Annotated in this window: 19 protein-coding genes and 1 tRNA gene; 12 read left to right on the top strand and 8 right to left on the bottom strand. The window is 39.0% G+C overall.

The annotated features are described in order from the left end of the window. Nucleotides 1-43 precede the first annotated feature (43 nt). The gene (gene pssA, locus P20495_RS10430; protein ID WP_008136209.1) at nucleotides 44-1,369 is read right to left on the bottom strand and encodes a CDP-diacylglycerol--serine O-phosphatidyltransferase; all 1,326 of its coding nucleotides are present in this window, start codon (nucleotides 1,367-1,369) and stop codon (nucleotides 44-46) included. Between the two features lie 287 nt (nucleotides 1,370-1,656). Between pssA and trxB the strand changes: the two genes are divergently transcribed. From trxB to infA, 4 genes are all read left to right on the top strand, one after another. Beyond that, a complete protein-coding gene (trxB, locus tag P20495_RS10435) occupies nucleotides 1,657-2,607 on the top strand; it encodes a thioredoxin-disulfide reductase (RefSeq protein ID WP_007375668.1) in 951 nt (316 codons plus the stop codon). Between the two features lie 97 nt (nucleotides 2,608-2,704). Next, the gene (aat, locus tag P20495_RS10440) at nucleotides 2,705-3,421 is read left to right on the top strand and encodes a leucyl/phenylalanyl-tRNA--protein transferase (RefSeq protein ID WP_008136206.1); all 717 of its coding nucleotides are present in this window, start codon (nucleotides 2,705-2,707) and stop codon (nucleotides 3,419-3,421) included. Beyond that, nucleotides 3,414-4,118, top strand: coding sequence for an arginyltransferase (locus P20495_RS10445; RefSeq protein ID WP_033015719.1), 705 nt, complete (start codon nucleotides 3,414-3,416; stop codon nucleotides 4,116-4,118). Before aat ends, P20495_RS10445 begins: the two co-directional genes overlap by 8 nt. Before the next feature lie 90 nt (nucleotides 4,119-4,208). Beyond that, the gene (gene infA, locus P20495_RS10450) at nucleotides 4,209-4,427 is read left to right on the top strand and encodes a translation initiation factor IF-1 (RefSeq protein WP_002962494.1); all 219 of its coding nucleotides are present in this window, start codon (nucleotides 4,209-4,211) and stop codon (nucleotides 4,425-4,427) included. A 214-nt stretch (nucleotides 4,428-4,641) separates the two neighbouring features. Here the strand turns inward: infA and clpA are convergent, their stop codons facing one another. Both clpA and clpS read right to left on the bottom strand, forming a co-directional pair. Continuing rightward, on the bottom strand, nucleotides 4,642-6,903 hold the full coding sequence (clpA, locus tag P20495_RS10455) for an ATP-dependent Clp protease ATP-binding subunit ClpA (protein WP_007375664.1): 2,262 nt from the start codon (nucleotides 6,901-6,903) through the stop codon (nucleotides 4,642-4,644). Between the two features lie 95 nt (nucleotides 6,904-6,998). After that, entirely contained in the window at nucleotides 6,999-7,307 is a 309-nt protein-coding gene (gene clpS, locus P20495_RS10460; protein WP_007375663.1) for an ATP-dependent Clp protease adapter ClpS, read from the bottom strand. Between the two features lie 209 nt (nucleotides 7,308-7,516). Between clpS and cspD the strand changes: the two genes are divergently transcribed. Together cspD and P20495_RS10470 are read left to right on the top strand one after the other, a co-directional pair. Beyond that, entirely contained in the window at nucleotides 7,517-7,735 is a 219-nt protein-coding gene (cspD, locus tag P20495_RS10465; RefSeq protein WP_002962500.1) for a cold shock domain-containing protein CspD, read from the top strand. 517 nt (nucleotides 7,736-8,252) lie between these two features. Then, nucleotides 8,253-10,475, top strand: a complete 2,223-nt coding sequence (locus tag P20495_RS10470) for an NADP-dependent isocitrate dehydrogenase (RefSeq protein ID WP_008136203.1) — start codon at nucleotides 8,253-8,255, stop codon at nucleotides 10,473-10,475. 332 nt (nucleotides 10,476-10,807) lie between these two features. On the opposite strand, the gene P20495_RS10475 is transcribed toward P20495_RS10470, so the two are convergent. The 3 genes from P20495_RS10475 to P20495_RS10485 all read right to left on the bottom strand — a co-directional run bounded on the left by P20495_RS10475 (nucleotide 10,808) and on the right by P20495_RS10485 (nucleotide 14,330). Continuing rightward, nucleotides 10,808-12,049, bottom strand: a complete 1,242-nt coding sequence (locus tag P20495_RS10475; RefSeq protein WP_008136201.1) for an amidohydrolase family protein — start codon at nucleotides 12,047-12,049, stop codon at nucleotides 10,808-10,810. Between the two features lie 12 nt (nucleotides 12,050-12,061). Next, nucleotides 12,062-13,444: an amidohydrolase gene (locus P20495_RS10480; RefSeq protein ID WP_008136198.1), complete on the bottom strand. Its 1,383-nt coding sequence runs from the start codon at nucleotides 13,442-13,444 to the stop codon at nucleotides 12,062-12,064. A gap of 100 nt (nucleotides 13,445-13,544) precedes the next feature. Further along, nucleotides 13,545-14,330 (bottom strand): hypothetical protein, encoded by a 786-nt coding sequence (locus P20495_RS10485; RefSeq protein WP_002962505.1) that lies wholly within the window; start codon nucleotides 14,328-14,330, stop codon nucleotides 13,545-13,547. Between the two features lie 250 nt (nucleotides 14,331-14,580). On the opposite strand from P20495_RS10485, the gene P20495_RS10490 reads away from it, so the two are divergent. Further along, the gene (locus P20495_RS10490) at nucleotides 14,581-14,940 is read left to right on the top strand and encodes a DUF3718 domain-containing protein (protein WP_008136195.1); all 360 of its coding nucleotides are present in this window, start codon (nucleotides 14,581-14,583) and stop codon (nucleotides 14,938-14,940) included. A 58-nt stretch (nucleotides 14,941-14,998) separates the two neighbouring features. On the opposite strand, the gene P20495_RS10495 is transcribed toward P20495_RS10490, so the two are convergent. Further along, nucleotides 14,999-15,691, bottom strand: coding sequence for a hypothetical protein (locus P20495_RS10495; RefSeq protein WP_008136193.1), 693 nt, complete (start codon nucleotides 15,689-15,691; stop codon nucleotides 14,999-15,001). Nucleotides 15,692-15,815: 124 nt separating this feature from the next. On the opposite strand from P20495_RS10495, the gene P20495_RS10500 reads away from it, so the two are divergent. Continuing rightward, a complete protein-coding gene (locus P20495_RS10500; RefSeq protein ID WP_008136191.1) occupies nucleotides 15,816-16,688 on the top strand; it encodes a fructosamine kinase family protein in 873 nt (290 codons plus the stop codon). 115 nt (nucleotides 16,689-16,803) lie between these two features. Further along, a complete protein-coding gene (locus P20495_RS10505) occupies nucleotides 16,804-17,007 on the top strand; it encodes a CPXCG motif-containing cysteine-rich protein (protein WP_007375655.1) in 204 nt (67 codons plus the stop codon). 1 nt (nucleotide 17,008) lies between these two features. On the opposite strand, the gene P20495_RS10510 is transcribed toward P20495_RS10505, so the two are convergent. Beyond that, complete coding sequence (locus P20495_RS10510) at nucleotides 17,009-17,635, bottom strand: riboflavin synthase (RefSeq protein ID WP_033015721.1); 627 nt, start codon at nucleotides 17,633-17,635, stop codon at nucleotides 17,009-17,011. A 128-nt stretch (nucleotides 17,636-17,763) separates the two neighbouring features. Here P20495_RS10510 and P20495_RS10515 point away from each other — a divergent pair, with 128 nt between their 5' ends. From P20495_RS10515 to P20495_RS10525, 3 genes are all read left to right on the top strand, one after another. After that, nucleotides 17,764-19,119, top strand: a complete 1,356-nt coding sequence (locus P20495_RS10515; RefSeq protein ID WP_008136188.1) for an MATE family efflux transporter — start codon at nucleotides 17,764-17,766, stop codon at nucleotides 19,117-19,119. After that, nucleotides 19,097-20,149, top strand: a complete 1,053-nt coding sequence (locus tag P20495_RS10520; protein WP_008136186.1) for a DUF3080 family protein — start codon at nucleotides 19,097-19,099, stop codon at nucleotides 20,147-20,149. The genes P20495_RS10515 and P20495_RS10520 overlap by 23 nt, the downstream gene beginning before the upstream one ends. 112 nt (nucleotides 20,150-20,261) lie before the next feature. Beyond that, nucleotides 20,262-20,338 (top strand) — tRNA-Val (locus tag P20495_RS10525). Nucleotides 20,339-20,545: the final 207 nt, after the last annotated feature.

Below are 20,545 nucleotides of genomic sequence, written 5' to 3'. Positions count from 1 at the left end.
AGCAGCTAATTAGCTGCTTTTTTGTGTCTGATTTAAAATGAATTTATATAAAACGCTTGATTATAAAATCTACTTTTACACGCTTAGCTTGGCCAAGTAGTTTTTTAACTGGCTGCGGGTAATCATCCATCGTTTCTAAATCATCTGGGCCTGTTAAACGGCGACAGTGTTGTAAAATTTCATGCTTTTCGTTATCAATGGCATCCATAATTGTTTGCTCTGGATCTTCTATTAAAATACCATTTTCGATATCAAGGCCCCATGCACGCGGATTTAAGTTATGCCCGCTCAGTAAATGTTTTGTTCTATCTGAACAAATACCTTTTAAATGAAACGAATTACTTCCATCTTTCCACAAATACACATTTAAATTGCCGTTATCGATATGGCGTTTTTGCGTTTTTACAAACTTATGCAAAATAGTTTCGTATAAATAAGGTAGTGCCCCTATTTTACTAAACGGCTCACTTGGCGGTAAATAAAAGTCATTTGCTGTTTTATCGCCTACCACAATAGTCACTTGTTTGCCTTGCTTTAATAAACGGCGCAGTGATCGCATAAGCGGCGCCGGAAAATTAAAGTATGGCGTATACAACACAAGCTCTTGCTCTGTGGTATCAAATAACGCTTTTATTAAACGATTTAATTCGTTATTACGACGGCCAAACCCCAAAAATAAACGAATACCTAATGCTTGCGTATTTAGTTGCTCTGCTGCGTTATAACTGGCGGCCTTTAAATCACGCATTAATTGCTTTTGGTCAAGTTTGAAGTCGTGTAAACGTTTAAGCGGTCGTGTGTCTATGCGTGGCACAGCAACGGAGCTAATTAGCTTTGTCTCAATAAAATCAACCACTGATTCACACAGTTCGCTCTGCGTTATTAAAAAGTAACGATCGAGTCTGTAGCGTTCGTTATACTGCAAATACACGTTGTTTAAGCTTGCGCCGCTGTAAAGTAAGGTATCGTCAATGACAAACCCCTTTAAATGCAATACGCCAAATAATTCTTTAGCTTTTACAGGTACGCCATAAACTTGTACGTTCGATTTAAACTTTTCTAAATCGTCACAGTATAAACTTGCATTGCCGTCAGACTTCTCTGCACCAATAAGACCACGTTGCGCACGATGAAAATCCACCAGCACTTTTATTTCAAGTGCTGGGTTTGTTAATGACACACGGTGCAAAGCTTCTAAAATTTCGCGACCTGCTTCGTCATCTTGTAAATAAAGCGCTGTGATATAAATTCGTTTTTTTGCGCTACTGATCAAACGTAGCAATTGCGTTCGGTAATCTTGCGCATTGGTTAAGACGTTAACGTCTTTTGAAGTCAACCCGAATGCGGGTTTTTCCTGCCAAAATAACATAGTTGCCTATTCACTTGGGTCACATGATTTATCAGTGACAAATAAAATTAGGTAAAACATAACAAAAAAAATCAAAGTGGTCATGAATTAACGTTGTTTTGTTGCCTGTTAGTCTATTTATTGAGCTACTTTACTTTATTAAACGCAAAAGCCACAATCTCTAGTACACAATACTGCACAGCTTTTCGATTTGCTAAAAAAAATAATCTCGGATTTTGTTTACTTCTGCCTTGTTTTTCTTAGAATCGAGCGCATTAAAGACCGTATTAAACGTTTAGGAAAAAATAATGACTGAAGCAAAACATTGTAAGCTACTAATTTTAGGCTCTGGCCCAGCTGGTTATACTGCCGCAGTATATGCAGCACGTGCAAATTTAAACCCTGTTTTAATTACAGGCATTCAACAAGGTGGCCAATTAACAACCACGACTGAAGTTGAAAACTGGCCTGGTGATGCACACGGCTTAACAGGTCCTGCATTAATGGATCGTATGAAAGAGCACGCTGAGCGCTTTGAAACTGAAATTGTGTTTGATCACATTAATAAAGTAGATGTATCTAAGCGCCCTTTCACACTAACTGGCGACCAAGGTACTTACACATGTGATGCGTTAATCATTGCAACGGGTGCGTCTGCTAAATACTTAGGCTTAGAGTCTGAAACTAATTTCCAAGGCCGTGGTGTTTCGGCATGTGCTACATGTGACGGCTTTTTCTATAAAGGTCAGAAAGTAGCGGTTGTTGGTGGTGGTAATACGGCGGTTGAAGAAGCGCTCTACTTATCTAACATTGCTGACGAAGTACATGTTATTCATCGTCGTGATAGTTTCCGCAGTGAAAAAATACTTGCTGACCGCCTTGCTGAAAAAGCAGCAAACGGTAACGTTGTAATGCATTACAACCGCACGCTTGACGAAGTATTAGGCGACCAAATGGGTGTAACTGGCGTTCGTATTAAAGATGCACACTCTGATGCAACTGAAGAACTAGATTTAGCCGGTGTATTTATTGCTATTGGCCATAAGCCAAATACAGATATGTTTGTTGGCCAACTAGAAATGAAAGATGGCTACTTAGTTGTAGAGTCTGGATTGAACGGTAACGCGACTCAAACAAGTGTAGAAGGCGTTTTTGCTGCTGGTGATGTATCTGACCACATTTACCGTCAAGCAATCACATCAGCGGGTACTGGCTGTATGGCTGCCCTTGATGCAGAACGTTTCTTAGATAATTTATAAGCAATTAAATAAATTATTATAGGGCTGGTTATTCAGCCCTTTTTTTATGCCTAAAATATAGTTACACTTTTACGATCAATTATAAGATAAGTACTGTATGAAAAATCAGCTATACCAATTAAGCGAAAACGATATAGCATTCCCCAATCCGGAATACGCATTAGAATCCCCTGATGGCTTACTCGCAATTGGCGGAGATTTAAGTTTACCTCGCCTAAGTAATGCCTACAAAAGCGGAATATTCCCTTGGTTTAGTGAAGATGAGCCTATTATGTGGTGGTCGCCGAGCGAACGCGGGATTTTTGAACTGGATGATTTTCATATAAGTAAAAGTCTGCGTAAGCATTTAAAAAAGCACCCTGTAAGAGTAACCATTAATAATGCCTTTAAAGAGGTGATAGAAGCATGTCGCGATCAACGCCTTGACACCGATGGTACCTGGATCACTTCTGACATGCTCAACGCTTACGTTAATGCACACAATGCGGGCATTGCTCATAGTTTAGAGGTGTGGAGTAACGGAGAGCTTGCAGGAGGCTTATACGGCATTATGCAAAATGGTGTATTTTGTGGCGAGTCGATGTTTCATCATCAAACCAATTGCTCTAAGCTTGCGATGTGGGCACTGGTAAATTGGCTTAAACGTCACAATGCGCATTTTATTGATTGCCAGTTAGAAAACCCTTATTTAATGACCCTCGGTGCACAAGTAATTCCTCGCTCAACATTTTTGACTAAACTAAAAGCTGCACATAGCTATATCGTTAACCCTATTATGTGGGAGCCACAAGAACTTGACGCAATCTATGAATGAACAACTTCCTGCACGTGTTGGTTTAACCCAAGAGTTTGACTGTAGTTATTTGCCCAACAGACAAGAACAACTTTTAGTTATTCTAGATCCTAGTTGCTACAGTACCGACAAATTTGAGTCATTATTAGGTTTGGGGTTTCGTCGCAGTGGTAACCAAATATACCGCCCGCATTGCCCAATATGCAGTGCATGTAATTCTGTACGTGTATTAGCACAAGACTTTATCCCCTCAAAATCGCAAAAACGTAAACTAAACAAAGCAAAAAGCCAGTTTGAAGTGAAATATTCGACGCAAGAGCGACCTGAGTACTATCCGCTTTATAGTAAGTACATAACAATGCGTCACCAGGATGGAAGTATGTATCCTCCTGAAAAAGAACAGTTTCAAAGCTTTTTACTTTGCAGTTGGCTCAAAATCACATTTATTGAACTATGGCACCAAGATACTTTAGTCGCAGTTGCCGTAACTGATTGTATGAATAGCGCTATTTCTGCAATCTATACCTTTTTCGACCCCGATTTTGAACACTATAGTTTAGGCTCTGTGATGATATTAGAGCAGCTTAGATTTGCAAAAGAGCAAAATAAGCAATACGTGTACTTGGGCTATCAAATTGATGAATGCAACAAAATGAAGTACAAAACTCAGTTTTTACCAGCTCAAAAACAGCTTAATGATGAGTGGGTGGCTATTTAATTTGCAAATATAGCCCCTGCGCCTTTACTTATTGGTGTATTTTGGGCAAAATCTGCAGCGTTTAACTATTAAAGAGGTGTTACGCTAAACATGGCGAAAGAAGACGTAATCGAAATGCAAGGGACAGTCCTTGATACTTTACCAAATACAATGTTCCGAGTTGAGCTAGAAAATGGTCACGTAGTTGTGGCTCATATTTCAGGCAAAATGCGCAAAAACTATATCCGTATTTTAACCGGCGATAAAGTAACGGTAGAAATGACTCCTTACGATTTATCGAAAGGTCGTATCGTATTCCGTGCTCGCTAAGTAAGTGCGTAAACGAGATTTAGTTTTTGGCTAGTGTTTTACTAGCTTTAAGCGTTTATTAAATGTAATTGATAGACATTGACTAGCAATTACATTTAATAAACAAAAAGCCCAGTTTTTACTGGGTTTTTTGTTGCCTATAAAAAAGGGCGAAAAAATGGCCCGCTATTATGTAGCGAGCCATTTTATTTAACTAAACTTTTTAATTAACGTTTTACGCTGGTGTTAAGCTACTCTCGTAATCAAACCGAATCTTCTTGTCTTTAACCGATACTTTAACCGTACCGCCATCAACAAGTTCACCAAACAGTATTTCGTTAGCTAATTGCTTTTTAAGCTCTTCTTGAATAACACGTGCCATTGGTCGTGCACCCATTGCTTTATCGTAGCCTTTATCTGCGAGCCATTCACGCGCTTTAGACGTAAGCTCAAGGTTAACCGATTTTTTATCAAGCTGGGATTGCAGTTCCACAATAAATTTATCAACCACCATTAAAATAACTTCACGTTCAAGGTGATTAAACCAAATGATGTTATCTAAACGGTTTCTAAATTCTGGCGAGAATACTTTATTAATTTCGCCCATTGCATCATGCGTGTGATCTTGCTCTGTAAAACCAATCGACTTACGTGTGGTTTCTTGCACACCAGCGTTAGTTGTCATTACCACAACTACATTTCTAAAATCGGCTTTACGACCGTTATTATCGGTTAACGTACCGTGATCCATTACCTGCAGCAGGATGTTATAAATGTCTGGATGCGCTTTTTCAATCTCATCTAAAAGTACAACTGCATGTGGGTTTTTAATAACAGCTTCTGTTAATAAACCGCCTTGCTCAAAGCCAACATATCCTGGTGGAGCACCAATTAGCCGACTAATAGCATGGCGCTCTACATATTCAGACATATCAAAACGAATAAACTCAACACCCATGCATTTAGCAAGCTGTTTAGTGACTTCTGTTTTACCCACACCGGTAGGTCCTGCAAATAAGAACGAGCCAACTGGTTTTTCTTCGCTTGATAAACCAGAGCGAGATAAACGAATAGCTGATGTAAGCGCGTCAATAGATTGATCTTGCCCAAACACAAGCATTTTAAGATTACGGTCTAGGTTTTTAAGCGTTTCTTTATCTGTTGACGATACGCTTTGCGCTGGGATACGTGCCATTTTAGATATAATTAGTTCTATATCTGCCACGCCAATGGTTTTTTTACGTTTAGAGCTAGGTTGCAGGCGCTGACTTGCACCGGCTTCATCAATTACATCAATTGCTTTATCTGGCAAGTGGCGTTCATTAATGTATTTAGCACTTAGCTCTGCTGCTGCTTTTAATGCTTTTTGAGTATAACGAATACCATGGTGCTCTTCGTAACGCTCTTTTAAGCCATTTAATATTTTGGTGGTATCGGCAACACTTGGTTCAAGCACATCTATTTTTTGAAAACGACGTACTAGTGCACGATCTTTCTCAAAAATATTTTTATACTCATTGTAAGTTGTTGAACCCATACAACGTAACTTTCCACTTGAAAGCAGTGGTTTAAGCAAGTTTGATGCATCCATAACGCCACCAGACGCTGCGCCGGCACCAATTATGGTATGTATTTCATCAATAAATAAAATAGACCCAGGCTGTGCTTGTAGCTCTTTTAATAAGCTTTTAAAGCGCTTTTCAAAATCGCCACGGTATTTAGTACCCGCAAGCAATGCCCCCATATCTAGCGAGTACACAACAGCATCTGCAATGACTTCTGGTACTTGCTCGTTAACAATACGATACGCTAAGCCTTCGGCAATTGCTGTCTTACCAACACCTGCTTCACCAACTAGTAATGGGTTGTTCTTTTTGCGACGACACAATACTTGTACCGTGCGCTCTACTTCGCTGTCACGTCCAATCAAAGGGTCTATATTGCCTTCACGTGCTTGAACGTTTAAGTTGGTTGTAAAGCTGTCTAGCTTGCTTGCTTCTTCATTTTGTACTTCTTGCACTTCTTCATGAATATCATCGGTGTCATCCCCTAACTCATCATCGGCTTTAGAAATACCGTGTGAAATAAAGTTAACAATATCTAAACGCGATACATCGTGCTTTTTAAGTAAATAAACAGCTTGGCTCTCTTGCTCAGAAAAAATAGCAACTAGCACGTTTACGCCAGTAACTTCATTTTTACCTGACGATTGCACATGAAACACCGCACGCTGTAATACACGCTGAAAACCAAGCGTTGGCTGAGTTTCACGTTCTTCTTCTAGATCTGGGATGACGGGTGTTGTTTCGTCAATAAATTCTAATAATTCGGTTTTTAAGCCAGAAAGATTAACACCGCACGCATTTAGGGCTTCTCCTGCTGAAGGATTATCTAACAGCGCAAGTAAAAGGTGCTCTACGGTCATAAACTCATGACGGCGAGTGCGCGCTTCACGAAACGCGGCATTTAATGTGAGTTCTAAGTCTTTGTTTAGCATTGGCAACCCCTTACTGAGATAATAATTTATACCACAACAATCGGATGTTTGATCACCCTAGATTGGTATTTATACCAATTGTATAAAATTGGTATTTATTCCTGCTCACAACTACAAAGCAGTGGATGCTCGTTATCACGCGCGTAGCGGTTAACTTGTTCGACCTTAGTATGGGCTACATCGGCGCTGTAAACACCGCAAATACCCTTACCTTTTTCATGAACCTGAAGCATCACGTCGGTTGCTCTATCGCTATCCATATTAAAAAACGTCGTTAAAACTTCTATTACAAAGTCCATCGGCGTGTAGTCGTCGTTATTTAAAACAACTTTATATTTTCGCGGTGGTTGTAGCTTTTGCTTTTCACTGTCGCGAACTGTGTCAATTACACCTGAATCTTTCATACCACTCATAATTAAATATAGTCTTGTCTTTGTAACTCAAGCAAACTTGAATAAAAAATAAATAAAATGTTAAAAAAATAACTCAAAACACTTGACTGGTTGGCTAAATAAACTACAGTCAAACATAGATTGATTAAACCTTAATCAGTCTAGCAAATTATACGGTTTAGAATAACTAAATTAGTCAACTTATTGAAGGATGTAGAAGTATGGCTTGCGGTAAAGTTAAATGGTTCAACAACGCCAAAGGTTTTGGTTTCATCGTAGAAGACGGCTGCGAGAATGATATTTTCGCTCATTACTCAACTATTGTAATGGACGGATATAAAACACTTAAAGCTGGTCAAGATGTAACTTTCGAATTAGAACAAGGGCCTAAGGGCCTCCACGCTAAAAATATTGCCCCTGATGGCGACATTATAGAGTGAACAATGTTCTGTTCGACTAAAGCGAGTGACCTTTTTAGATCCTCGCTTAATTCCTTAAGCATACTTTTTATCTCTTCACCCTTATTTATTGCCCCTTTTTGCCCAAATTCAACCCTTTTCCTTGAATTTATTTTATATACCCCAATGTTCTAAGAGTTAATTGTTTAACTGAGTATTGAGCTCGTTCATACTCTGGCCCTTTTTATTTAAGCTTGTTACACTCTTAATGCTAGAACAGCGCATTAACACAACAGTTATCATACTTTTGCCAGTTTTAAATGTACTAGGCTAAAGGCTGATTTATTTTTGTTGATTTTTTAGCTATAAATACAATTCTAGTTCGTCAGGTGTGACTATTCTGCTTTTATAAAAAAGCAACGCTGAGTACCAACACCTAACAAACTATTCATTACGAGCGTACGTGTTTATTAACTTGTTTAATAATATTTACTCATTAGTAATGATTTTCTTTGCATTGTTGAATAAGACCTTATCGGTCGACTATCTAGGAATGATGATGACATCAAAAATTATCTATACAAAAACGGACGAAGCTCCGGCACTAGCAACTTACTCGTTGCTACCGATCATCCAAGCATATACAAATGCGGCCGGTGTTGAAGTTGAAACTCGCGATATCTCATTAGCAGGTCGTGTAATTGCTAGCTTCCCTGATTATTTAACACAAGAACAACGCATTGGCGATGCACTTGCTGAACTTGGCGAGCTTGCTAAAACACCAGAAGCGAACATCATCAAATTACCAAACATTAGTGCATCTGTTCCACAGCTGCGTGCTGTAATTAAAGAGCTTCAAGCAAAAGGTTACGCGCTTCCAGAATACCCTGTTGAACCTAAAAATGATGAAGAAAAAGCAATTCAAGCTGCTTACGACAAAATTAAAGGCAGTGCAGTAAACCCAGTACTACGTGAAGGTAACTCTGATCGTCGCGCACCAGGTTCTGTAAAAGAATATGCACGTAACAACCCACATTCAATGGGTGCGTGGAGCAAAGATTCTCAGTCTTACGTTGCAAGCATGAGCGAAGGTGATTTCTTTGGGTCTGAGCAATCAGTCACTGTAGATACAGCCACTGATGTGCGTATTGAACATGTTGCAACTAATGGTGACGTTACTGTTCTTAAACAAAGCACACCTCTTTTAGCTGGCGAAGTAATTGATGCATCAAGCATTAGCGCTTCTAAGCTTCAAGCTTTCTTGGCTGCTGAAATTGATGCTGCTAAAGAAAAAGGTGTTTTATTCTCGCTTCACATGAAAGCGACAATGATGAAAGTATCTGATCCAATCATCTTCGGTCATGCTGTAAAAGTATTCTACAAAGATGTGTTTGCTAAACACGGTGAGCTTTTTGAAGAGCTAGGTGTTGATGTAAATAATGGTTTAGGCGACGTATATTCTAAAATTCAAACATTAGACGATGCTAAGCGCGAAGAAATCGAAGCAGACATTCAAGCTGTTTACGCTAACCGCCCTGCTATTGCTATGGTTGATTCTGACCGTGGTATTACAAACTTACACGTACCAAGTGACGTGATCATCGATGCATCTATGCCTGCTGCAATCCGTTCAAGCGGTCAAATGTGGAATAACGAAGGTAAATTACAAGACACTAGCTTTGTAATTCCTGATCGTTGTTACTCAAGTGTTTACCAAGCAACTATCGATTTTTGTAAAGAAAATGGCGCGTTTGATCCAACAACAATGGGTAGCGTTCCAAACGTTGGCCTTATGGCTCAAAAAGCGGAAGAATACGGTTCACACGACAAAACATTTGAAGCTAAAGCGGACGGTTCTATCCGTGTTGTTGATGCAAATGGTAATACATTACTTGAGCACAGTGTTGAGCAAGGCGATATCTGGCGTATGTGTCAGGTTAAAGACGCACCAATCCAAGATTGGGTTAAGCTTGCAGTAAATCGTGCTCGCGCAACAGGCGTTCCAGCTATTTTCTGGTTAGACGAAAACCGTGCACATGATGCGCAGCTAATCAAAAAAGTAAACAAATACCTACCAGATCACGATACCGCTGGCCTAGATATTCAAATTTTAGCACCGCTTGAAGCAACATTGTTCTCATTAGCGCGTATTAAAGAAGGTAAAGACACGATTTCTGTAACAGGTAATGTATTACGTGATTACCTTACAGACTTATTCCCAATTTTAGAGTTGGGTACGAGTGCTAAAATGCTTTCAATTGTTCCACTTATGAACGGTGGTGGCTTATTTGAAACTGGCGCGGGTGGTTCTGCACCTAAGCATGTTCAACAATTCGAAAAAGAAAATCACTTACGTTGGGATTCTTTAGGTGAATTTTTAGCACTTGCTGCATCACTTGAGCACCTTAGCGTAACTACGGGTAACAACAAGGCACAAGTACTTGCTGATACGCTAGACAAAGCGACAGGCACATTCCTTGCTGAAAACAAGTCTCCTTCACGTAAAGTGAAAGAAATTGATAACCGTGGTTCTCATTTCTTCCTATCTTTATTCTGGGCACAAGAACTTGCTAAGCAAAATGATGACAGTGAACTTAATGCACAGTTTACTCAAATTGCTAGCGACCTTGAGTCTAATAAAGAGCAAATCGTAAGTGAGCTTAACGATGCGCAAGGCCCTGCAGTTGATTTAGGCGGTTACTTCCAGCCTAACGATGATGCAGCGTTTAAAGCGATGCGTCCAAGCACTACATTTAACGATATTCTTGCTAAATTAGTATAAATATTGGTTTAAATTTAAAAGCCGCTTACTTGTAAAAGTAAGCGGCTTTTTTATGTCTGATACCAATTCGCTTAATTAAGTGATCTATTTTTAGGATGGAAAAACGTGTTGATAGCTAGGCAAAAAATTTGCTATTTAGTCGTTCTCGGCAATTGCTCCTGCATTGCTCTACCTTCTGCATCCATGCAGTCGTAAATGAGAATTTTTTAACACAGGTAGCGACACGTTTAGCCCCGCAAAATGATTAAGTATTATTGCGGATTGGTATAAACTTTAAAAAAAGGCCGCTATTTAGAAAATAGCGGCCTTTAAAATAATTAAATTTATTTTAATTATTTAGTATATGCACGTGGCATTTTTGAGTCAGTTGTATAGCGGTCACGCAGTTTATCTTGACGAGATTGTGTAGATACCTCAACCCCATTGATAAACATTTTGCTCACATGGCTGCTTAGTTCAAACGGGTCATTACTCCACATTACTACATCAGCGGCTTTACCAACTTCAAGGCTACCTGCATTAATACCAAATACATCAGCAACGTTTGATGTAACCGCTTTTAACGCACCTTCTTGGCTCATACCGTACGACACAGCATTACCAGCATCGAAACGTAGCTGATATATGTTGTGGCTTGCATCGCCACCTACCGTTAATAATACTTTAACGCCCGCTTTTTCAAGCACACTAGCATTATCTAAACTTGCATGAAGCGAATCAAAGCTTCCTGGTAAGCTATCCATTGCACTAATGATCACTGGGATATTTGCTTTAGCAACGCGCTCTTTAACTACAACAGCATCTTGCGCACCGTTAAGCACTAAATTAATGTCAAATTGCTCTTTTACTTTAATGAGCTCAATAATATCAGCCGCACGTGATACGCCAACCACTAATGGCATTTCGCCAGTGAGTACTTTTGCCATGACTTTATCTTCAGTACTTGGTTTGTCGTCATCTTTTTTGGCTTTTTTACCAGCTTTAGTTTTGTGCTCATCAAGCTTATTAATCAGTGTTTGCAAAGTAAAAGCACGAGAGCCTTTGCTGCGCTCACCTAAGTAAACAATTAAAGCGGCCTGCTTTTGTATGTCGCTGTCAAAACTACCACTTAAATCAACAACACTCGCAAGGCCTGAAAAAATGCTATCGCCGCCATGTGGAGTAATTACATCGCGTGTTACGCCGCCTTTACGAGCATAAGGCACTAAGCTTGAATGAGCGTTGTAAGCCAAGCTTACGTCAAAATCGATACCGGCTTTATCCTCGCCTGCATCGCGCGAGCCCGCAACTGCACTTACTTCAACTAAACCAAGTTGGTTAATACTTGCAATAAAGCCAGGGGTTACAATTTGACCTTTTGCATCAATAACCTTATCGGCTTTCACTTCAGTTGGGTTAATCGCGGTGATTTTACCATCTGTCATTACAATGCTTGCCGCTTCTAATACACCTTGATCAGATGACGTATGTAATGTTGCATTAATAATTGCTAGCGATTGTGCGCTTACAGCACCAGATGCTAATAATCCTGCAGCAACCAGAGAAAGCGAAAACGAACGTGATAAATTTTTCATTCTGGGTGCTCCTTATTGTTGACCTAACATAAAATCACTTACTGCTTGATACGCGCTGTCGTTTCTATCGTAAACTTTTGCACCATCAACAAACACTTGTTCAGCTTTAGCATAAACACTAAATGGGCTTTGATTCCAAATAACAACATCGCCCTGCTTACCGGCTTCTAGTGAACCTGTTTTGTCATCAATACCTAACGATTTAGCAGCGTTAGACGTGATCCATTTAATAGCGTGTTGCTCAGAAATATCAAAACCATTTTCGTTAGCGCGGTACATAACCTTGCCCGCTTCTTGGTTTAAACGCTGAATAGTAGTATCTGAATCTGAGTGAACAACTGCACACGAGTTTTTAACCGCATCAACAATAGCCACGTTTTCTTGTACCATATCGTAGGCTTCCATTTTAAAGCCCCACCAGTCTGGCCAAAGTGCAGCACACGAACCATTTTGGGCAAGTAAGTCAGCAATTTTATATGCTTCTACACCGTGATGAAAAGTACCTGCGTGGTAACCAAATTCTTTTGACAGGTCAATCATCATTGCCATTTCTTCAGCTTTATAACAATGATTATGAATCATCACTTCGCCTTCAAGCACACCGCGTAGCGTATCGTGTTTAATATCACGTACTGGTGCTTCTGGGTTTAAACCTGCCGCGTAATCGGCATCGTACTTATCCCATGCACGTTTGTATTCAGCAGCTTCAGCCCATGCCATACGGTAACCAGCCATATTACCCATACGAGTTGAAGGTAGCACGCCTTTGCGACCATAAACACGTTTAGGGTTTTCACCACACGCCATTTTTAAACCATACGGCGCCTCTGGAAATTTCATCCCTTGCATAGTGTGTGCAGGGACATTTTTAAGCGTAACACCGCGACCACCAAATAAGTTAGCTGAGCCTGGTAAAATTTGCAGAGAAGTAATGCCGCCTTCGCGGGCGCGGTTAAAGCCTGGATCTTGTGGCCAAACAGAATGCTCAACCCACACTTCTGCAGTGTTAGGGCTGGTCATTTCGTTACCATCTTGATGCGACTCAACCGACGGGCTTGGGTATGCGCCTAAATGTGAATGTACGTCAATAATACCCGGTGTCACCCATTTGCCTTGCGCATCAATTGTAATATCAGCAGTGGCTGTTAAGTCTTTACCGACTTGTTGTACTTTGCCGTCAACAAGTAATACATCTGTTTCATCTAAACGCTCACCAGTACCTGTTAAAACGGTGGCATTGGTAATTAATGTGCTAGATGTAGAAACTGGCTGATAAGTACTTGGGTAAGGGTTTTTGTTAATTGTTATTTTATCGTCTTGCGGGCCGTTTTCTTGGCAACCTACAAGTGCAGCAGCTAAGCCCACTGCTAATAAAGAAGGTGCAAATTTTTGCATGTTGTTTGGATCTCCTGTTTTTTTGCTACTTTAGCGAAAGCTAAGGAATAAAGCCAAAAAAACAGGTGAAAACGCAGTTAATTAAGATGAATATCTGTAATTATTTCTTTATATAATTGTTATACAACTTTTCAAGCGCACCTTCGGTGGTAAGCGAGGGGTCTTTGCTTATAAAGTGCTTTACCGTACGCGTTACAAAATCAGAGTTTTGCTTATGTAGCTTTGAAAAATCTTTAATAAGTGTATTACCGTCTTTAGCTGCAGTTACTTTATCATGACGGTGACGATACTGGCTCAATGCTTTATTAAAATCACCTTGGTAGTCTTCAACCAAAATTTTATAAAAGTCACTTTTTTGTACGTTTAAATCATTAATGCAGTAATTTAGCGCTTCTTTAAAGTCGGTAAATATCATGCCCTCTACATCAAACTCTTTCGTTTTTTCACGCACAGCTACTTTGGCATCTTCTGTGGCATAGCTAAAACCCGTAAATGCTAAACGCTCAGCGGCTTCTTTTCCTAATTTCATACCCGCTTGAATACTATGGGCAAACTCGTCGCTCATGTCGCCAAGTTCGCTTTCTTCCCACATGTTATAAACGCGCAGTGGTTTAGCATATTTATTTGAGAGCTTTTTTTTAAGCTTGGTAAAACGCTCATCAATCGTCATCAGTCTTTCGTTATGTAAAAGTGCATGACACTCATAACACGCAGGGATAGAGATAAAGTCAGCCTCTTCACCTAAATCAACAATGCTTTGTAGCATATGCAATGGCGGACAATGGTCGCGCTCTGTTGCTTCACAACCACAATAAAAACACTGGTTAAAATGCTGCTGATCGCAAGCGTATGCTTGCTGATAATAACTGGCTAACGTTTTGCTCACCGTTGCTCCTAAAAAAACACGACTAAATTATGGGGGCGATAATAACAGCCTGAAAAAATAAATCAGCTGTAATAAAAAAATTTATATAAGTGTGTCAAAAAACATACTTAAATTGCTATTAATTCATACATCTAATTATAAGTGTGTATTAATCACATACTTGCTTACAGCTTGTTGCATTTGGTTAACAGCTTTTTTATTCAATTCGTTTAATACTTACCCTGCACCCGCAAATAATGAGGAATAAATTATGAACATATTAAAAGCAACTTTATATACTGGCTTAGTATTAAACGCGGCACTTATTACAACACCTACTTTAGCAGCAAAATTTGTTGCTGCTGATACAAGCCCAGGTACACAGGCTTGTATGGCTGTTGCGTCTAATAAAGCCTATAAATTGCGTGCAACACTGCGTGATTTACGTACCAGTAAAGCCGCCATCAACAAACTGCAATGTAATAACTTACCAATAACAGAGTTTGTATCACTCTATAATTTAAATAAAAGCGCTAATTATCTAAATATTGAAGCGACAACACGCACATCAATTAAAGATTTAGCCAAAGTAAACATGCCTACAGTAACTATTATTACAAGCCCTAAATAAATGGCAGCTAAAAAGCAATTAAGCAGGCTGTTAAACCGCTTGCTTAATTCATTTTAAGTTAGATAATCACCGCTATTAAGCCAAATAAACCACCAAATACACCGCCCCACACAACAAGCCAGCCTAGGTGCTCGCGGATCATAGTTTGAATAATCTCTTTCACCATCTTAGGGGTAAGCTCATCTAAGCGCTCATCCACTAATTTAAGTACCGTTTTATATAAACTCTCTGCGCTGTTACCTTGTGAAAGTGTTTGGGTTACTAATGCTTTAAAATCGTCAGTTTGAGAGATCTCACCAAGCGACAGTTGCATTTTTTCAACAAACTTTTCACGCATTGGCTCTATTGCCGCTGTACCGCCAAACATTCCTAGCATACTGCCAAACTGAGATTGCTCTATTACTTCTAACAAATTGTCAAAAGCAGGGTTTAAATCAACATTGCTAATTATTGGCTCAAAGTCGATATTTGGCTGTGCTTTATTTAGTAAATTATTAATTTTTTGCTCTGAAAAAAACTCCGTTAATATTAAGTTTCTTATGGCCACTTTAAAACTTTCAAATTTAAGTGCTATAACGCCTGAGCCATATAAAAACGGAACCTTTTCGAATAACATATGAATAGCCAATAAATTAGTTACCGCGCCAGAAAGTGCAAATAAACCAACAGATAGCACAATTGCTTGGTTAAACACAAAACCTACAACAACACATAAACCTGCTAGCGAATTGGTTATTAAACTTTTGTTCATTCTTACTCCATTACAGTAAATGTAGTTTTATGCAATATAGCCGTTAATTTTACAACGTTTAGATTGTTAAATTAATTCCTTTTTGCCATAGTTTAACTATCTGTTTAAAAGGTGAGCAATTGTTATGTGGAAAACAGTAAACGAGCACATCAGCCAAGCTATTCATTATGATTTTAAACACACCTACAAACGCCAACTACAAAGTTCCAGCTCCGATAAACTATTTCATTTAAGTAACGGTACACAAAACTACTTAGTAAAAGTAGCATTAAAAAATGAACTCGAACGTTTTGAAAGTGAAGCTATCGGTTTAGAACTTTTAGCACAAAATAGTGTATTTATGGTGCCCGATTGCATTGTAACAGGTGCAAACATAGAATTTTCGTTTATCGTTTTAGAATGGCTGGTACTTGATAAACAACCTCATGATACGTGGTCTGCTATGGGTAAAAACTTGGCTAAAATGCACACCATACATGAACAGGCTATGTTTGGTTTTGATGTAGACAATTATTTAGCTACAACCATACAACCTAACCGCTGGCATAAAAAATGGGACGTATTTTATGCCGAAGAACGTATCGGCTGGCAATTACAGTTACTCGCTGAAAAAGGCATTAACTTTGTTGAACCCGAACGCTTAATAAATACGATAAAAGAACAACTCCATAGCCATCAAGTAAAGCCATCATTACTGCACGGTGATTTTTGGCGCGGAAACATGGGGTTTATCAATATGCTTCCAACCGTATTTAATCCAGCTTGTTATTATGGTGATCGGGAAGTTGATATTGCGATGAGCGAGTTGTTTGCCCCGCTCCCTGAAAATTTTTATACTGCCTACAATCAGCAATATCCGCTTTCGCAAAACTATCAAAAACGAAAATTGATTTATCAATTATACCCAATTTTAAATCACGCTAACATTTTTGCTGGACACTATCTCACTGAAGCAAAACAACATATAGAAATGCTCACAGCAACCAATGTAAAATAAGTGTCACAATCCTCCAGACCGACTATATTTAGTAAAGTAAGGAGTTCAGCTTTGATCCATTAAGTTTTTGCTAGAGTTATTTGCAACCACTTAATTATTTATAACTGGAGTGATTATGAAAGACTTTTTGTCACAACGAATCGCCTGCCCACATTGCGGACACCACATTCATTTAGACTTAGATGCAAGTATGGGCGATCAAGATTATATAGAAGACTGTGCAGCCTGCTGTAACCCAATTCATTTAAACATGCATATAGACTATGCTAACAATAAATTAGAGCTACACGTAGACAGCGACGACGAACAAATATTTTAATTTAAACCTGATGGCGTAAGTAATTTTCTACCGTGTTTACAATAGTATAAGTTTGCTGATCTACTTCAATATTTAGCTTATCACCTACTTGTGCTGCACCAATGTTTGTAATAGCGAGCGTTTCGGGAATAAGGTGTAACCAAAATCCTTGCTCGTCAATTTCACCCACGGTTAAGCTTGCGCCATTTATAGCAACAAAGCCTTTATATAACACATACTTTTTCCACTCTTTTGGTAAGCTTAATTGAATTTTACAGTTATTCTCAAGCTTCACAATTTGAGAGATTTGTGACGTACAATGAATATGCCCAGACACTATATGTCCACCCAATTCAGTACCAAACGTAACTGAGCGCTCGTAATTAACTAAGCTGCCTAGCTCAAGCAACCCTAAATTAGTTAGCTTTAGGGTTTCGTCAATCACATCAAAATGTACTTGCGCCACCACATCATGGTTACTTAGTTCAACTTGCACAACAGTTAAGCAACACCCGTTAATAGCTATACTTGCGCCTAAATCTAGGTGTTTTACATATTCATCACTTACCGATATAACTAAACGTAGAACGCCGGCTGTTTGAGTTTTAGAAACCACTGTTGCTTGCGTTTGCACTATTCCTGTAAACATAAAATCACTTAAAATTATTACAAAGTGATAGTTTAACGTATCAACTAATAAAATCATTCACAACTGAGATTTTTATTTGAAACACAATAGACTACAATTGCGTTCTGTTTTATTAAATAGCTGTTTTTATGACCTTTTGTAATTGGGAAGCTAAACGCTTACTCTCTCTTGCTCTTCCTGTTTTTTTAGCTCAAGTTACCCTTGTTTTAATGTCGGTGGTCGACACTATTATGGCCGGTCAAGTAAGTCCTACAGATTTAGCGGCACTGTCTATTGCCACAGGTATTTGGAATCCTTTGTTACTTGCATTACAAGGCATTTTATTAGCGCTCACCGGTATCATTGCACAGTACGCAGGTGCGAATGACAAAAAAGGTATTAGCCATTATTTTCAACAAGCCCTTTATTTAACCGTACTATTGAGTGCTATAGGGTTCGGTATCACTTATCTAGCCGACATAATTATATTAAGGCTCGATACCAGCCCAGCAATTGCAAGCCTCGCTTTTGACTACATTCATTTTGTTAAATGGGGTGTATTCGGCTTTTTAATTTTTACCACTTATAGAAACATGACCGAAGGCATGGGCATGACTAAACCCGCTTTTTACATAAGCTTGCTGGGTTTAGCTGTGAATATTCCGGTAAATTATATTTTTATAAATGGTTTATTTGGTTTACCTGCCTACGGCGGCGCGGGTTGTGGTATTGCAACAGCAATTGTTTTAACTGTTATGGCAATTGCACAAGTGACTTACTGCCAACTAAGTAAAAAAGTAGACGCTAAAGGCCTACTTGCTCCATTTGAAAAACCTAACCTAGCCACCATTGCAACGATTACAAAATTAGGTATTCCAATTTCATTAGCCACCTTTTTTGAAGTAACCTTATTTGCCTGTATTCCTCTATTTATAGCGCATTTAGGCGCTGTGGCTGTATCAGGCCATCAAATAGCAGCCAGTGTAACTACATTATTGTTTATGATGCCGCTAAGCCTTTCTATCGCTATTAGTATCCGTATTGGTAATCTATATGGTCAAAATCATTTAAAGCAATTAAGGGTCGCCGTATCGACCAGTTATATTTTAGCGATTGTTATCGCACTGTTTTTAGCACTTATTACATTTACAGGTCGTGATTTAATTAGCCAGTTGTACACAGATAGTCCCGAAGTAATTGCCCTTGCTACCTCAATTATGATTTTAGCCTGTGTTTATCAACTACCTGATGCTCTGCAAGTAGCCGCAAACGGTGTATTACGGGGTTTAAAATACACAGCACCTATTTCCTATATCACCTTTATATCGTATTGGTTAATCGGCTTTAGCTTAGGTTACGTATTGGCAAGAACAGACATAATAGTGCCAGCAATGGGGCCACACGGTTTTTGGGTCGGAATAATAGTCGGGCTAACCGTTGCCGCCGTATTGTTGATGCTCACAGTAAATAAGCGCTTTAAACGTGAACCATTCATTACCGAGTAAATTAATAATAAAGCGCTCACTACCAGTCGTTATATTGCTGCTAGTGAGCGTTTTTACGCTAACTAGTTGCAGTAAAGCACCTAGCTCAATAAATAATACCTACATAACGCGTTTAAGTGACACACTTAACACCTCACCCATTACACCGGTAGTGCTTGAGCAATTAAAACTAACAAAACCGTCAGTGCTCAGCGAAAGCAAAATTACCCTAAGCATAGTTGAACTTGCTGGACTTACCCGCTGTAGGCTTAATGTACTTATAAGCGAGCACAATAATCAACTTGGCAAAACAGCAACTGCGGCGAGCCAACTAAAGTACCAAATAAATTTCATTCAAAGCGCTGATAATTGCTTAAATACACTTGATGACAATACCGCTATTTATAGCAAAATAAGTGACGCAAAAAATCAAAAGCAAGCACACTTAATGCACTACTTTAATACCATGCTATTTAAAGAGCCTGAGCTCAACCGTACTTGGTTACTCACATCAAACGAGCTTTCAATGCAACCTGCAGGGTATAGCGACACTGTAGAGGCGCTTACACAACTTGTTACTATAAAAAAACAGATAAAATCTCAGCAATTTAGTCAAGTTAATACTGACAGCCTGTTTAATGCATTAGAGCAACTCAACAAATACAGATTTAACCAAGCGCTTATTCAATCCGCTAGGCAACAAATAGCACTCAACAACAGCGCAACACAGTTTGTAAAAACAATAAGCTTCGGCGATCTTTGCCCTACGGGTAAAAATAAAAAAGAAGCTAAAATAATAAGTAATGTATTTCAAAAATATTATTTAAAACAAATTCAGCCATACCAAGCACAACTGACCGGATACCTTGAAGTATTACAACCACTTTACAACCGACTTTGGTTTGAAGAAAATATAACGGTTAAGCAAATTAATTATTTAATAGACGAAAACTCACCCAACAATTTACTAAATCAATTAAAAGGCTCAGCAGTAGAGCATGTAGTTTGGTGGCAAAAATTTTATAAAACGTGTGAAATAAGCCCAATATGAATAAAAAAACGGCAAATAAACTCAAAAACAACAAACTTGCTTGATTCACCACCCGCCACGCTATATATTAGCCGCCGTTGTTAAGTAATTAACAACTTACTTAAACAGTAATACGACTGTAGCTCAGTTGGTTAGAGCACTACCTTGACATGGTAGGGGTCGGTGGTTCGAATCCACTCAGTCGTACCAACATTAATGAAACGTATAATTGAAGGAAAGAGCACTACCTACTCTTGACCACCCGGTCCAAGGGTCAGTAACTCGAATCCACTCAGTCGTACCAACATTTAAGTAAAATAAAATAAATAAAAGTACATCTGAAGGAAAAAGCACTACCTACTCTTGATCACCCGGTCCAAAGGTCAGTAGTTCGAATCCATTCAGTCGTACCAACGT

The sequence above is a fragment of the Pseudoalteromonas sp. BSi20495 genome, from assembly GCF_000241185.1.
In the GTDB taxonomy this organism is placed as follows: domain Bacteria; phylum Pseudomonadota; class Gammaproteobacteria; order Enterobacterales; family Alteromonadaceae; genus Pseudoalteromonas; species Pseudoalteromonas fuliginea.
The sequence above is the reverse complement of the archived record's forward strand: the minus strand, read 5'-3'. Positions and strand labels throughout refer to the sequence as shown.